General features: G+C 42.8%; 14 protein-coding genes. 13 read left to right on the forward strand and 1 reads right to left on the reverse strand.

The window, feature by feature from the left end; translation table 11 throughout:
- The first annotated feature begins 2 nt into the window (after positions 1–2).
- The 10 genes from secY (at position 3) to HQ43_RS03205 (ending at position 10,164) form a co-directional block, all read left to right on the forward strand.
- On the forward strand, positions 3–1,337 hold the full coding sequence (gene secY, locus HQ43_RS03165; RefSeq protein ID WP_036789585.1) for a preprotein translocase subunit SecY: 1,335 nt from the start codon (positions 3–5) through the stop codon (positions 1,335–1,337).
- 9 nt (positions 1,338–1,346) lie between these two features.
- On the forward strand, positions 1,347–2,132 hold the full coding sequence (gene map, locus HQ43_RS03170; protein WP_036789588.1) for a type I methionyl aminopeptidase: 786 nt from the start codon (positions 1,347–1,349) through the stop codon (positions 2,130–2,132).
- Positions 2,133–2,147: 15 nt separating this feature from the next.
- Positions 2,148–2,366 carry a translation initiation factor IF-1 gene (infA, locus tag HQ43_RS03175; protein WP_036789590.1) on the forward strand — a complete coding sequence of 73 codons (219 nt, stop codon included), beginning with the start codon at positions 2,148–2,150 and terminating at the stop codon, positions 2,364–2,366.
- Between the two features lie 24 nt (positions 2,367–2,390).
- Positions 2,391–2,507, forward strand: coding sequence for a 50S ribosomal protein L36 (gene rpmJ, locus HQ43_RS09635; protein ID WP_081964525.1), 117 nt, complete (start codon positions 2,391–2,393; stop codon positions 2,505–2,507).
- Positions 2,508–2,551: 44 nt separating this feature from the next.
- Complete coding sequence (gene rpsM, locus HQ43_RS03180; RefSeq protein ID WP_036789593.1) at positions 2,552–2,932, forward strand: 30S ribosomal protein S13; 381 nt, start codon at positions 2,552–2,554, stop codon at positions 2,930–2,932.
- A 14-nt stretch (positions 2,933–2,946) separates the two neighbouring features.
- Positions 2,947–3,333, forward strand: a complete 387-nt coding sequence (rpsK, locus tag HQ43_RS03185; RefSeq protein WP_036789598.1) for a 30S ribosomal protein S11 — start codon at positions 2,947–2,949, stop codon at positions 3,331–3,333.
- Positions 3,334–3,448: 115 nt separating this feature from the next.
- A complete protein-coding gene (rpsD, locus tag HQ43_RS03190; RefSeq protein ID WP_036789600.1) occupies positions 3,449–4,048 on the forward strand; it encodes a 30S ribosomal protein S4 in 600 nt (199 codons plus the stop codon).
- 8 nt (positions 4,049–4,056) lie between these two features.
- Positions 4,057–5,052 carry a DNA-directed RNA polymerase subunit alpha gene (locus HQ43_RS03195; protein ID WP_036789602.1) on the forward strand — a complete coding sequence of 332 codons (996 nt, stop codon included), beginning with the start codon at positions 4,057–4,059 and terminating at the stop codon, positions 5,050–5,052.
- A 4-nt stretch (positions 5,053–5,056) separates the two neighbouring features.
- Positions 5,057–5,533 (forward strand): 50S ribosomal protein L17, encoded by a 477-nt coding sequence (rplQ, locus tag HQ43_RS03200; RefSeq protein WP_036789603.1) that lies wholly within the window; start codon positions 5,057–5,059, stop codon positions 5,531–5,533.
- 713 nt (positions 5,534–6,246) lie between these two features.
- Positions 6,247–10,164: a coiled-coil domain-containing protein gene (locus tag HQ43_RS03205; RefSeq protein WP_036789608.1), complete on the forward strand. Its 3,918-nt coding sequence runs from the start codon at positions 6,247–6,249 to the stop codon at positions 10,162–10,164.
- A 608-nt stretch (positions 10,165–10,772) separates the two neighbouring features.
- Here HQ43_RS03205 and HQ43_RS09865 read toward each other — a convergent pair.
- On the reverse strand, positions 10,773–10,931 hold the full coding sequence (locus tag HQ43_RS09865) for a hypothetical protein (RefSeq protein ID WP_161785877.1): 159 nt from the start codon (positions 10,929–10,931) through the stop codon (positions 10,773–10,775).
- A gap of 287 nt (positions 10,932–11,218) precedes the next feature.
- Here HQ43_RS09865 and HQ43_RS03210 point away from each other — a divergent pair, with 287 nt between their 5' ends.
- The 3 genes from HQ43_RS03210 to HQ43_RS09430 are packed head-to-tail and all read left to right on the forward strand — an operon-like array spanning position 11,219 to position 14,215.
- Complete coding sequence (locus tag HQ43_RS03210) at positions 11,219–11,950, forward strand: energy-coupling factor ABC transporter permease (RefSeq protein ID WP_036789610.1); 732 nt, start codon at positions 11,219–11,221, stop codon at positions 11,948–11,950.
- Positions 11,937–12,212: an energy-coupling factor ABC transporter substrate-binding protein gene (locus tag HQ43_RS03215; RefSeq protein ID WP_036789616.1), complete on the forward strand. Its 276-nt coding sequence runs from the start codon at positions 11,937–11,939 to the stop codon at positions 12,210–12,212. The genes HQ43_RS03210 and HQ43_RS03215 overlap by 14 nt, the downstream gene beginning before the upstream one ends.
- The gene (locus tag HQ43_RS09430) at positions 12,209–14,215 is read left to right on the forward strand and encodes an ATP-binding cassette domain-containing protein (protein WP_052103044.1); all 2,007 of its coding nucleotides are present in this window, start codon (positions 12,209–12,211) and stop codon (positions 14,213–14,215) included. Before HQ43_RS03215 ends, HQ43_RS09430 begins: the two co-directional genes overlap by 4 nt.
- The last annotated feature ends 2 nt before the right edge of the window (positions 14,216–14,217 follow it).

Consider the following 14,217-nt stretch of genomic DNA (forward strand, 5'->3'; position numbering starts at 1 on the left):
CAATGAAGGCAGTACAGACAATCAAAAATATCTGGAAAATTGAGGATCTTCGTACTAGAATCCTTACCACTGTTTTCTTGGTAATTCTATACCGATTGGGAACATTTGTTGTTCTTCCCGGTATAGACCCTAACGCACTATTAGCCTTGAAGAACTCTACATCAGAGGGCCTTTTGGCGCTATTAGATATGTTTTCCGGAGGGGCATTCTCAAATGCATCAATTTTCGCGTTAGGTATCATGCCATATATTTCTGCATCCATTGTAATGCAGCTTCTGGCAATAGTGGTTCCATCATTCCAAAAGATGCAGCGTGAGGGAGAAAGTGGTAGAAGAAAGATGAATCAATATACTCGTTATCTTACCATTTTAATTCTTCTTGTTCAAGGTCCTGTTTACCTTATTGGTACTCGAAATACATTGGCGGCAGAGGGGGTGATTATGCCTTCAACGTTAGGATTTATGGTCGTTTCAACGGCAATCCTTACTGCTGGCTCTATGTTTGTGTTGTGGCTTGGAGAGAAGATCACAGATAAAGGTATAGGCAATGGTGTCTCTTTTATCATTCTAATAGGTATCATAGCTCGTTTCCCTGAAGCGGTCATCAATGAGTTTTCTCTAAGACTTGGAGGCGAAGGAGGTCTGTATGTCTTCATCCTTGAGATTGTATTCCTTCTGCTTGTTATTGCAGGAGCTATTTTGTTGGTACAGGGAACACGTAGAGTTCCGGTACAATATGCCAAGAGAATGGTAGGAAATAAGCAATATGGTGGTGCACGTCAGTACATTCCTTTGAAGGTTAATGCTGCAAATGTGATGCCGATCATTTTTGCTCAAGCTATTATGTTTTTACCGGTGAGTTTGTACTCTTTTGCTTCTTCAGAACCATCCGCTTTGCTTACTGATTTTATGCATGGTAGAGGAGTTTTGTACGCAGTCGTTTTCTCGCTGTTGATCATTCTGTTTACGTACTTCTATACAGCAGTTACGATAAATCCTACGCAAATGGCAGAAGATCTCAAGAGAAATAATGGTTTCATTCCCGGAGTAAAACCAGGCAAGGCAACAAAGAACTTTTTGGATGATGTGATGAGTAAAATCACTCTTCCCGGAGCTATTTTCCTTGCTGTTGTAGCAATACTACCTACATTTGCGATGTCTGAATCTATGGGTATAAACCCTGCTTTTGCACAGTTCTTTGGTGGTACATCTCTAATTATTCTTGTCGGTGTTGTTCTTGACACTCTTCAACAGATAGAGTCTCATTTGCTCATGCACCATTATGACGGATTTAGTGAGAGTGGACGTATTAAAGGACGCTCAAGTGCCATGTACTGATCTCAGACTATGGTATATCTAAAGACAAAAGAAGAAATTGAACTTCTGCGAGCAGCCAACCAACTTGTTGGTCGGACGCTTGCAGAGGTTGCTAAACATATAAAACCGGGTGTTTCAACTAAGCAACTTGACACTGTAGCAAATGAGTTCATTTGTGACCATGGGGCTACTCCTGCTTTTTTAGGATATGCAGGATTTCCCGGATCTATTTGTACGTCTCCTAATGAGTATATAGTACATGGTATTCCTTCCGATAAGGTGATACTTAAAGAGGGAGATATTGTATCGGTAGATTGTGGAACAAAGCTAATGGGTTTTACGGGTGATAGTGCTTTTACTTTTCCTGTTGGAGAAGTCTCTTCCGAAGTAAAGAAACTTCTGAATACAACTAAAGATTCTCTTGCTTTAGGAATCGAGCAGCTACAAGTCGGTCGTCGGCTTGGAGACATAGGCTATGCGATACAAAACTATTGCGAAAAGGCGGGTTTTTCTGTTGTTCGTGAGTTTGTTGGGCATGGTATTGGTCGAGAAATGCACGAAGAACCTCAAGTTCCCAATTATGGAAGAAGAGGTACCGGATTTCAAGTGAAAGAAGGACTATGCATCTGTATAGAACCTATGATCAATATGGGATCTAAGAATATTGTAAACGGGGATGATGGTTGGTCTGTTTGGACCAGAGACCGGAAATATTCTGCTCATTTTGAACATTGTGTGGCTGTTGTAGATGGTAAGGCAGATGTCCTTTCTACATTTGATTATATATATGAAGTCTTAGGTTACCAAACATTTTAGTTATCATTATAGTTCATGGCAAAACAGGCGGCAATAGAACAAGATGGAGTCATCGTTGAAGCTCTTTCCAATGCAATGTTTAAGGTTGAGTTGGACAACGGTCACGTTGTTACAGCTCACATTTCCGGAAAGATGCGTATGCATTACATTCGAATCCTTCCTGGAGATCGAGTGAAGGTTGAGATGTCTCCGTATGATCTTACAAAAGGTCGTATATCATTCAGATACAAATAAAACAAGACAAAGATACATTTCATCATGAAAGTAAGAACATCCCTAAAAAAACGCACTCCGGAGTGTAAGATTGTCAGACGTAAGGGTCGCTTATACATTATCAATAAGAAGAACCCTAAAATGAAACAACGTCAAAAATAATTCGTACTTTTGCACTCCTAAAACGGAATTAATATACTCATATTATGGCAATAAGAATTGTAGGTGTTGACCTACCACAAAACAAGAGAGGCGAGATTGCTCTTACCTATATCTTCGGTATAGGTAGAAGTAGTGCTAATTCCATTCTAGACAAAGCCGGTATCAACAAGGATATCAAGGTGAAAGACTGGACAGATGATCAGGCAGCTAAGATCCGTGAAATTATAGGGGCCGAATATAAGGTAGAAGGAGATCTTAGAACAGAGGTGACTCTTAATATCAAGAGACTTATGGATATAGGTTGCTATAGAGGTATACGTCACCGTCTTCATCTCCCTTTGCGTGGTCAAAGCACAAAGAACAATGCCCGAACTCGCAAAGGAAAGAAGAAAACAGTTGCGAATAAGAAGAAAGCTACTAAATAATACGTTAAGATAATATGGCAAAAAAGACAGTCGCAAAGAAGAGAGTTGTTCGCGTTGATGCTATTGGGCAAGCGCATATCCACTCTTCTTTCAACAACATCATCATCTCTCTTGCCAATGCAGAAGGTCAAGTTATCTCTTGGTCAAGTGCAGGTAAGATGGGTTTTAGAAGCTCTAAAAAGAATACTCCTTATGCAGCTCAACTCGCTGCTCAAGACTGTGCTAAGGTTGCATACGACCTTGGTTTGCGTAAAGTGAAAGTTTATGTAAAAGGACCGGGTAACGGCCGTGAGTCTGCTATCAGATCTATTCATGGTGCAGGTATAGAGGTTATGGAGATTATAGACGTAACTCCTCTACCACATAATGGATGTCGTCCTCCTAAGAGAAGAAGAGTATAATACACTTTACTTACTTAAATCATTAAGAATGAAGGCTGCGTATAAATATAAATGGATTGAGCATCTCTCACAATCGCGGCTGTATGCGTACGCTTTCATGTAATCAAATTTTATTATGGCAAGATATACAGGCCCTAAGGCGAGAATTGCTCGCAAATTCGGAGAGCCTATCTTTGGCTCCGTAAAGTCTAAGAAGAACTATCCTCCGGGACAACACGGCAATAGCAGAAGACGTAAGACTTCTGAGTATGGTATTCAGCTGCGCGAAAAACAGAAAGCAAAATACACTTATGGTGTTTTAGAAAGACAGTTTAGAAATCTTTTCGATAAAGCGTCTCGCTCTAAAGGTGTAAAGGGTGAGGTTCTTCTTCAATTGCTGGAACAACGACTTGACAACATAGTGTATCGTCTTGGTATCGCTAAGACCCGTGCTGCTGCACGTCAGTTGGTTAACCACCGTCATATTATCGTTGATGGAAAGGTCGTAGATATCCCATCTTATAGCGTAAAACAAGGTCAAGTGATTGGTGTTAGAGAAAAATCTAAGTCTCTTGAAGTGATTGTTGACTCTCTTGCATCAAGCGGCGGAAGTAAGTATCCATGGTTGGAATGGGATAAGGCTTCTTATTCCGGTAAGCTTCTTAGCATTCCTTCCAGAGAGGATATCCCTGAAAATATCAAAGAACAACTGATTGTAGAACTCTATTCAAAGTAACGTAGTATATGGCTTTATTGGCATTTCAAAAACCTGAAAGGGTAGTCATGCTTGAAGATTCCCCTACATACGGGAAGTTCGAGCTAAGACCGCTGGAGCCGGGGTACGGTATTACTGTGGGTAATGCTTTGAGAAGGATTCTTCTATCGGCTCTGGAGGGTTACGCTATCAACTCAATCAAGATAGACAACGTTGAGCACGAGTTTGCTACCATTCCCGGTGTGATCGAGGATGTTACCAGCATCATTCTTAATTTGAAAAAAGTGCGTTTTAAGCGTATTGTCGAAGGGGAAGAGGGCGAAACCGTTAGTATAAAGGTTCAAAATACAGAGCAGTTTACCGCAGCAGATATTTCTGCAAAGCTAAGTAGTTTTGAAGTGCTCAACAAGGATCAGGTTATCTGCAATCTGGATAAATCTGTATCCTTTACCATCCAACTTACCATTATAAAAGGACGCTCTTGGATTCCTGCGGAAGAGATGATGGGAATGTTTGATGACCCTCAACAGATCGCGATTGACGCTATCTTTACACCCATCAAACAGGTCAAATACCAAGTGGAAAATACTCGTGTGGAGCAACGTACAGACTACGACAAGCTAACATTAGAGATTACCACAGATGGTTCTATCTCTCCCAAGGATGCCTTGCAAGGTGCAGCGCAGATTCTTATCTCTCATTTCGCTCTTTGTGCAGAAGATTATGTCGCATTAGAGAGTGATATAACGGATGACAACTCTGAGTTTGATGAAGATGCAATACACATGCGCCAATTGCTCATGTCTCCGCTATCTGAACTCGATCTTTCCGTTCGTGCTCTCAACTGTTTGAAGGCAGCGGAAGTTGAAACTCTTGGAGAACTTGTTGCGCACACTAAGGCAGACCTTCTAAAGTTCCGCAATTTTGGTAAGAAGTCTCTTACAGAATTGGAAGACCTTCTTGAACGTTTGGAACTCTCGTTCGGTATGGATGTAGCCAAGTACAAATTAGATAAAGAATTATAAGAAGATGAGACATAGAAAAAAATTCAATCACCTTGGCCGTAAGACAGCTCACAGACACGCAATGCTTTCAAATATGGCAACTTCTCTTATTATGCATAAGAGGATTCAGACCACTCTTGCCAAGGCAAAAGCACTAAGACAGTATGTAGAACCGATTATCAATCGTTCTAAAGAAGACACAACACACTCTCGTCGTACTGTTTTCTCTTATTTGCAAAATAAATATGCGGTAACAGAGTTGTTCCAAAATATATCTCAAAAAGTTGCGGATCGTCCGGGCGGTTACACTCGTATCCTTAAGACAGGATTCCGTCTTGGTGATAATGCTCAGATGTGTATTATAGAGCTTGTGGACTACAACGAAAACATGCTTAAGGAAAAGAAAGAGACTGCTAAGCAACCTCGTACACGTCGTTCACGCAAGAAAGCAACAGAGTCTGCTCCTGCAGCTCAACCTCAATCTGAGGCAGCAGAAGCGTAACTCTTACAATGAACTATATTCAGATATACATTCAAAGGGGGTATCAGATTCATCTGACACCCCCTTTTTATTGTTATTCTTGTCTCGTTGTCAGGAGAAGCGTAAAGAGGGAAGCGTTCTTAATCATCTGGAGATCAATTCTTACACACTTTCCCGGTTAGACATTTAAGAATAGTGAATAGAGGTAAAGTCAAATCTCTATTCAGAGAACAGAACCAAAGGGGGGGATTTTCTCTCTTTTTCTCTCGTCCTCGGTGCTTCTATTCCTCTTTTATACGCGGTTTTGGCTGTGGAAATGTTTGTATTTATGATAATATTTCCTACCTTTGCTCTTGTAGAGTAAGACGAGAAGAAGTCTGCTTTGGCGTAAGTATGAGATATTAAGGAGATTAGCGTCCATCTGTGGCCACATTTATGGTTCGTTTTTGTCGTCTTTTTATCTCCCTTATCTTTGGGTTTTGTTGCTTTTTGCCTAAAATTTTCTTCTTTTTTTTCTTTCTCTCATTGGTGAATATGTTAAAAGTGGATGTCTCATTGTCTATCATAAGATTTTTGTCTTAGAAGCGTGGTGTGGCATCTTTTAGAAAGATCTTCAGGTGTTGAAATAACTGATCTCTCAAAAGGATCGAATTGATATTGATAAACTAGAAGTATTAACCCAATACAGCATACGAATCAAATTTTTATTTACTAACTCTAAATGTTATTGTTTTATGAAAAGAAACTTTTCTTTCAGATTCATTATGCTTGCGCTTGTTGCTGTGCTTTTCACTGTGACAAGTTGTAAGGATTATGATGATGATATTAAGAAAATCGAGGCAGCTCTAGAAGCTTACAAGGCCGGTGCTGCTAACGATCTTAAGGCTACGAAAGCTGAGCTTGAAAAGAAGATCACGGACCTTAAAGGCGATGTGACTACTGTTGCAGGCAAGGTGAAAGCTCTTGAGGAAAAAGTTGCTTCAGTGGAGGCTAATGCCGCTACAAAGAAGGAGCTTGAAGATGCAAAGAAAGAGCTTATGGCTAAGCTTGTTTCCCTTGAAACATTCAATGCTTATAAGGCTCAAGTAGATGCTAAGTTGGCTGATCTCGAAGCTAAGCTTGCTAAGGCTGCTACAAAAGACGAAGTTAAGGCTTTGGAAGATAGACTTAATGCAAAGATCGCTAAGGTTGAAGATGAACTTGGTAAGAGAATTGCTGCTTTGGAAGGAGTCTTGAAGCTTGTTAATGGCGAGTCTGAAGTGCTTAAGGAAATCAATGCCAGACTTGATGGTATCGATAAGTCTCTTGAAGATCACCTTGCTAAGATTAACGAAAACAAGGCCGCTATCGAAGCTCTTAAGACCGAATTGCAAGAGAAGTATGACGAACTTAAGGGTCTGATCGAAGCAAACAAGACTGCTATTGAAAATTTGGATGCTAAGGTTGAGCGTTATAAGAAAGAATTGGACGATAAGGATAAAGAGTTGGAAAAGATGATCGGATTCAACGCTGCTAACATCCTTACACTTTCTAAGCAACTTGAAGGTCTTACATTCATCCCAACTCGTGGTCTTCCTTCTGAAAAGACTATGAAGTTGTACTATTTTGCAGGTGACTATACAGCTGATCACGTGTTGATGTATCGCGTTAGCCCATCTAATGCAAAGCTTGGTGAAGACTTTACTATCGAAAGCTTGAACTTCCAAATCACTACTCGTTCTGCTGACGATGGTGTAGAAGATCACTCCTCTAAGGTTGATGTTCACATCAATGGTGAGGTTACTCAAAAGGGTGATATCATCTACATTCCTGTTCATATTAAGGGAGCAGAAGCTTGTGAAGTGTTTGGTAACGACACTTGGTGGGGCAATGAGTTCTTCCATGGTGATAATGTTCTTGAAGAAGCTAACTTTGGACCTCATGTTGTTATGACCGTGGACGAAGACGCTACTACTCCTAATGTTAACTATGGAGCAAAGGGTGGCAAAAGAGGTCTTTCTATCGTTGTTACAGCTCTTACTAACGATATTAAGAGAAAAGAAGGACAAACTCCTGCTAAGCTTCGTGTGAAGTCTACAGAACACGTTAATACTCAACTTATCCCTACTCAAATCAAACTTGCTGAAGTTGTTGGTGAAAAGGGTCTTGTAGAGTTGGGTAAACCGGGTAAGCCTGTTTTGACATCTCGTCTTCTTAAGAGAACTCTTGCTGAGGCTACTACTTGGGCAAATGAGGACGAAGCCGTTCTTGGAAACGATGAAAAGAACTGGAACGTTCTTATGTGGTCCGGTACTCCTATTGCAAATGCTGCTCCTATCCAAGGAGAGATCGATCTTTATGACTATGTAACATCTTTCTACTATCCTCAAGATGGCGGTGATTATAAGAATGAAAAGGTTGTTACTGGAGATCCATTCCGCCATTTCTACAATGAGTTTGGTGCATTTGGTGAACCATACACAGACAAACCGGTTTATGCTAAGCCTGTTTACGAATTTGAGCAAGTAGCATACGAAGATGATAATCACAATATTGTTATCATTGATGGTAATACAAACACTACTCACGTTTATACAACTATCGAAGGTAGCAAGCTTAAAGTTAAAGCTGATCAAATCTCTGCTTCTAACAATAAGAAGGTGATTGTTAAGGTTACACAAGTTAACTCTAAGTGTGACGTTCGTCAGCCTGTAGGTTATTTGGTTGTTAAGATCGTAGAATCTACAACAGGTTGGAGTGATGCTCATTGGACATTTGACTTTACTCAAGACGAACCAGAAGATGCAGATAAATTCACTTCTTACAGAAACATTCCTTACTATCACAAGATGTTTGGTACTGATAAGCCTGTAGGAGGTCAAATTGTAAACTTCGAAAATGCTAATGATAACACTGTGGTTGCACGCTGGATGAACCCATTGAATGCGAAGAATTCTTGGGGTATTTCTAATGCTCTTCCTAACCCTGGTGACATCAATCCTATCTTGAAGCAGTTGCCTACAATCAACTCTGCAGCAGAGTTCAAGAGTGCTTACATTATCAATGGTGATAACTCTGAAATAATTGAGCAATCTTTCGAGGCAGCAGATTATAACCATGTAAATGATACTGAAAATGTTGATGCTACGGGTGTTGATGAAGTTGATGCCTTCGACCATGTTCTTATCAGATATGAATTTGATGCTAACTCGTTTATCGTTTATGTAGACGATAAGGCTCCGGCCGGTGATTATAGCATTACTTACAAGCTACAATACAAGACAGGTAATGTACAACAAGGTCGTGACCTTTACTTGACATTCAAGTTCCGTGTTGCGCTTCGTGAAATCTCTGTTAGCAAGGCAGAAAATGCTCATAACTGGATCCCGAATACAGATATCATCAGAGCTCAATATGCAAGAATCCAAAACACTATTGCAGGTGGTTATGAATTCTTGTCTGAAAATGGCTATAAGGTAGACCTTACTGAAGCATTCAAGTTGGTTGAAAATGATAAGTCTAACATCCTTATAACTACTGAAAAGATTGTTGACTCTAATAGCGTAGAACCAGGTGAGGCTCCACAATACAGAGCAAGATTCGAGTTCGTTTATGATCAAGATCTTGTTGACGCTGGTTTCGTATTTAAGCGTGATGATAAGAACTATTTGACTCAGATCTACGTGAAAGATCAGCCTTCTAATATAGCTGCTTGGATCGCAAGAGATGCTGACGGATGGGAACGCTTGCGTATTTCTATCTCTACAGGTGGAGACCGTCTATACAGTTACTTGATGAGCAACCACAGACCTCACTCTGTAGGTTATCCTCACAATATGCTTACTACCGATGCAGAAGACTCTTCTCTTGAACGTGTAGACGACATGGAGAAACTCTTGAAGGTGCGTATGGTTACAGACATCAACCATGAGGCTCCTGATACAGATCCGAATCCTGAAAAGTTTGCTAATAACAACTATTACTACATTAAGGACTTCGCTGTGAAGTTTGAAAGAGCTCTACGTGTTAAGTTTACTACTGTTGTGTTGACAGATAAGCAAGATAAGCAAACATTCGAGTTTAACTTCCATACAAGAGATACTTCTGCTAAGATTTATCGCGGTCTGTTTGACCATGGTGATGCAGGAGTTACAAACTCTCAAGGTATTGGTCACTTGGTAGCAAGATTTGATCCTTCTGAAACTATCAATGGAGATGCTAAGTTTGCTCCTAAGAAACTTGCTCAATGGTATGGTCTTGAAGAGCGTCTAACATTCCCATTGAGAGATGATACTCATATTGACTACAAGTACATGGAAGTATCTAACGATAAGGGTGCTACATGGCAACCAATTCCGAAAGATATGACATCTATTTCTACACACCATCCGAGATTCATTGATATCGTAGGAGCATATGATAGTGCTACTCACGAGGATACTTGGACTGTAGAATGGCAAGGAAACTTGACAGGTATTACATCTGAAATCTGGTTCCGTATTCCTGTCCTTAACAAGACAGCAATCCAACAAGGTTTCAATGGAATAAAGGGTAATCCGGCTACACTTGTAGTAGGAGAAGCTCCTAATGGCTTGTGGGCTACATTCAGACGCGGTTATGCCGGAGTTAAGGGTTATGCAGTCTTCAAGATTGTTCCAAGACCTGGTATCTAATAGACTTTGAGATCACAGTTGGGTTCTAAATCTAACTTGAATATATTGAGAGGTGCGAGCGATGCTTGCACCTCTCTTTTTTTTGTGAAATAGAGGTTTGGAGGCGAGTATGCTATAAGAAGGGTGAGTACTATTTTGTTGGGATAGTAAAAAGGGGCTGAATTGAAGGATTATGGGAAAACCTCACTGAAAAACTCATTGATACCCATCTTATCGGGTGTCATTTGAACTGAAGGGGTATAAGTAAACTTCATGATATTGCTTAGAAAATACAAGAGGAAAGTGTTATTGCTGATAGAGGGTGAATACAAGGATAGAAAGATAAATAGATAGACCATAACAAGAGAAAAGATAGGAGGGTGAGCTGAAGCTGTTTTGGAATGATGGGTTGTTGTGGTTATAGAGCATCACGAGATTCTTTTGGGATGAGCCGATGCTGTTTGGGGATGGTGGTGGTTGCGTTCTGTTTTCGGAGTATCGGGAATCGGTTGGGGGATGCGATAGGTGTTTTGGGGAAGATATTGTTGTGGAGATTTGGAGTTGTGGCGATGAGATTTGTTCGGAACGGGTTCAAAAGAGCAGCTAAAAGGCATTAAAAGAACGGTTTATCATGTTTGGAAGATGAAGTCAAGGCTTGGTTTTTGCTTTTCAAGTGCCGATTTGTACACTTCATGGCTTGATTGCCACACTCTACGCTTTGATTTCCACGCTTCAAATCCGGATTTTGAGATATTAAAGGGATCGGAGCAGCTTTTTACTCCATTCATCAGAACTATTTATAGGGTTTATCCGAATTGTGTAACGAAGAAAGGGGAGTGCTCCGGAGCTTTGGACTGCTCTTAAAGAAGTGAAGAGGTGAGAGTTGTCGGGTATCATCCTGCCGAAAGAATCCGTAAACTTTTCGTATCTTCGTTTATCTTTTTGGTTTTAAGACTTTTTCTAAGACGGAATGACACTTTCCCGGTGTGGAGATGCCGAAGAGAGTGAGGTTTTTTGAGCTTGAAAGAGACTGCATTGCAACTAACAGTATAAACAGAAATCAACATTACAACAGATGAACAAACTTTTTTATGCTCTTCTTTTAGCGGTGCTCTTTGCCACGCCTGCACACGCTATGCACATCATGGAGGGCTATATGCCGTTGAACTGGTGTGCCATTTGGTACGTGTTATCCCTTCCGTTTGTGGTTTGGAGCTTTATCTACATTCGTAAGCGAGTGGCTCAAGACCCCAAAGCAAAGCTGACGCTTGCTCTTTCCGGAGCTTTTGTCTTCATCCTGAGTGCGCTCAAGCTGCCTTCTGTCAATGGTAGCAGCAGCCACCTTACGGGTACCACTCTCGGTACGGTGCTTGTAGGACCGCAAGCCATACCGCTCGTGAGTGTCATCGTTCTGCTGTTTCAGACCCTTTTGCTTGCGCATGGCGGTCTCTCCACATTGGGAGCGAACGTCTTTTCTCTCGGTATTGTAGGACCTTTTGTAGCCTATGGCGTGTACAAGGGTGTTAAGAAGATCGGTTTGTCCGATAGTGTCGGCATTGTTCTGGCTACCTTTATCGGCTCCATGTCTACGTATGTTACCACATCGTTTCAGCTGGCTCTCTTTTTGCCGGAGTCTGCCACCGGAGTCTTCGGTGCGGCGATGAAGTTTTTGGGTATCTTTGCTGTTACTCAAGTTCCATTAGCCATAGTCGAGAGCGTTATCACCCTTTTTGTGTACCGCATACTGGTACGTCAGGGTGTTTCCACCTATTTCACATCAAAAGCCGTTAGTCATGAAAAAGCATAAGTACACCATTCTTCTTGTCATCCTGAGCATTCTGTTTCTTCTTGTACCTGTAGTGGGCAACTTTATCGACTTCGGAGAGGGAACGGATGATGCCGCCGGAGAAATGATCTCTACATTGGTACCGGGCTTCGAGCCTATGGATTTCTCTTTCGGTTATGAGCCTTCGGAAACGATGGAGCCGGTGCTGTTCTTTGTTCAGATCGTGATAGGCATCGCTATTTTTGCCATTGCATATAAGAAGTTGGTGAAAAAAGGTTCGTGATCTTACCTGACCGACATAATAGAACGATACTTCTGCTTGCACTGCTGCTGATAGTCGTGGTGGTAGCTGTCCCATGGATAGAGATGCTGTTGGCGGTGTTTGTTTCCATTCTCGGCGTGCTTCTCTTTGTCCCGGTAAAAGGGCAGAGCAGATCCAAGAGAGGGCTTATCCTTGTCCCTCTGTTCATTCTTTTGGGAGTCTTGCCGGTACTCATAGAGCGAGTTCCTCCCGGAAGCGTGGCGGACGAAGTGGTATGGAGCAGATACGGGTGGGGGATAACCTCTTCCGGCATTGATATGTTTCTTCTGCTTTTGGCGCGTTGCTTTGCCGGCTATTCCGTGCTGCTGGCTCTGCTTCATCTCGTCCCGTTCTACTCCATGATCCAAGAGATGCGACGGCTTAAAGTGCCTGCCCTGGCTGTGGAGCTGATGGAGTATGTTTACCGCTATATTCATATCCTTATGGAGACGGCTCAGCAGATCTTTACGGCTCAGAAGTTGAGAGGCGGATATGCTGTTCGGAGCGAACGCCCCGGGCATGCGGCTCTTCTCTTGGGGCAGACCGTTGTGCTGGCTCTGCACGAGTCGGACAAAATGATGGACGGGCTTTACTCTCGCTCTTACGGGATGTCCGAACCGGAACAAGGTGGCAGGCAGTCCGGGATGACGCTTCGGCTCCAAGATCTTGCCATTGGCTACGAAAAGGGCAAAAGGGTTGTGGAGCATCTTTCACTCTCTGTGGAGTCAGGCAGAAAAGTGGTGGTAATGGGGTGCAACGGTGCAGGGAAGAGTACGTTATTCAAGACACTTACCGGTCTTTTGCCTCCTCTTTCGGGGGCTATCCTGCTCGATGGAGAGGAGATTCCGCATGGAAAACGGGGGCAGGAGGTGCTCCGGCAGAAGGTTGCCTTTGTTTTTCAAAACTCCAATCACCAGCTTTTTACCCCTTCGGTCAGGGATGAGATCGCTTTCGGACTCATCAACAGCGGAGCGGGAAGACGGGGCGACAAACGGTTTGAATCTCTTTTGGATGAGATCCTTGAGCAGTACGAGCTTACCGCTTTGGCAGAAAAACCGCCTCATTTGTTGAGTGACGGACAGCGGAAATGGGTTGCCATCGTTTCGGTTTTAGTGCTTGATCCGTCGTTTGTCATCTTTGACGAGCCTACGGCAAACCTCGATCATCTCTACACTCAAAAGGTGATGGCTCTGATAGACAGCCTTGTGGCAGAAGGCAAGGGCGTACTTCTCTCCACTCACGATGCCGATCTGGCGTATGCGTGGGGCGATGAAGTGTGGGTGATTAACAGAGGCGAACTGGCGGCAAGACTCTCCCCCGAAGAGCTTTTCCTGCATCCGACACTGCCGGAAGAGGCGCATCTGGCAAGGCCTTATGCGCTACATGGAAAAGTGTGGAAGCATCCGGTGTTCGAGCCGGAGCCGTGCGAGAGGGGCTATCTTCCCTTGATGCTCAGACCGGACAGGCTTTCGGCTCTGGTGATAGGCGGGGGCGAAGGGGCAGCCATAAAGGTGGAGACGCTGTTGCGTTACGGTGTGGCGACCACGGTCATGGCTCCTGCTTTTTCGGAGAGACTGCTCCGGCACCGTTCGGACAACGCATTGAGACTGGAGCAGAGAGCCTATCGGGGAGAAGCATTGGATGGTTTCGAGATTGTGATTGCCGCAACAGACGATCCCTCTTTGAACGAGTCCGTCTGTCGGAGAGCAGCCATACACTCTCTTCTCTATATGGATCTTAGCAGGGCGGACTTCTCTCCCGTTCAGTTTCCACTCTCTTTCGAGAAGGAAGGATTGCAGCTGGCTCTGCGAACAAAATATAAGCAGCCCAGAGTGCTTCAGGCTTTTGCCAAGCATTTCAAGGCGACCATCCCGGAAGAGATGGAGGAAGATTTGAACCGCCTTTCCTCTTTGAGAAGAGAAGATAAGGCAGCTTACGAAGTAGAAATAGAGCGATTTATAAATGCCCTTGAGGCTAAAAAGTAGAA

This window comes from Porphyromonas canoris, assembly GCF_000769115.1.
GTDB lineage: Bacteria > Bacteroidota > Bacteroidia > Bacteroidales > Porphyromonadaceae > Porphyromonas_A > Porphyromonas_A canoris.

Bases quoted from the DNA above. Each gene is read 5' to 3' on its own strand.
- secY (WP_036789585.1), top strand. From the start codon at position 3: ATGAAGGCAGTACAGACAATCAAAAATATCTGGAAAATTGAGGATCTT.
- map (WP_036789588.1), top strand. From the start codon at position 1,347: ATGGTATATCTAAAGACAAAAGAAGAAATTGAACTTCTGCGAGCAGCC.
- infA (WP_036789590.1), top strand. From the start codon at position 2,148: ATGGCAAAACAGGCGGCAATAGAACAAGATGGAGTCATCGTTGAAGCT.
- rpmJ (WP_081964525.1), top strand. From the start codon at position 2,391: ATGAAAGTAAGAACATCCCTAAAAAAACGCACTCCGGAGTGTAAGATT.
- rpsM (WP_036789593.1), top strand. From the start codon at position 2,552: ATGGCAATAAGAATTGTAGGTGTTGACCTACCACAAAACAAGAGAGGC.
- rpsK (WP_036789598.1), top strand. From the start codon at position 2,947: ATGGCAAAAAAGACAGTCGCAAAGAAGAGAGTTGTTCGCGTTGATGCT.
- rpsD (WP_036789600.1), top strand. From the start codon at position 3,449: ATGGCAAGATATACAGGCCCTAAGGCGAGAATTGCTCGCAAATTCGGA.
- HQ43_RS03195 (WP_036789602.1), top strand. From the start codon at position 4,057: ATGGCTTTATTGGCATTTCAAAAACCTGAAAGGGTAGTCATGCTTGAA.
- rplQ (WP_036789603.1), top strand. From the start codon at position 5,057: ATGAGACATAGAAAAAAATTCAATCACCTTGGCCGTAAGACAGCTCAC.
- HQ43_RS03205 (WP_036789608.1), top strand. From the start codon at position 6,247: ATGAAAAGAAACTTTTCTTTCAGATTCATTATGCTTGCGCTTGTTGCT.
- HQ43_RS09865 (WP_161785877.1), bottom strand. From the start codon at position 10,931: ATGAATGGAGTAAAAAGCTGCTCCGATCCCTTTAATATCTCAAAATCC.
- HQ43_RS03210 (WP_036789610.1), top strand. From the start codon at position 11,219: ATGAACAAACTTTTTTATGCTCTTCTTTTAGCGGTGCTCTTTGCCACG.
- HQ43_RS03215 (WP_036789616.1), top strand. From the start codon at position 11,937: ATGAAAAAGCATAAGTACACCATTCTTCTTGTCATCCTGAGCATTCTG.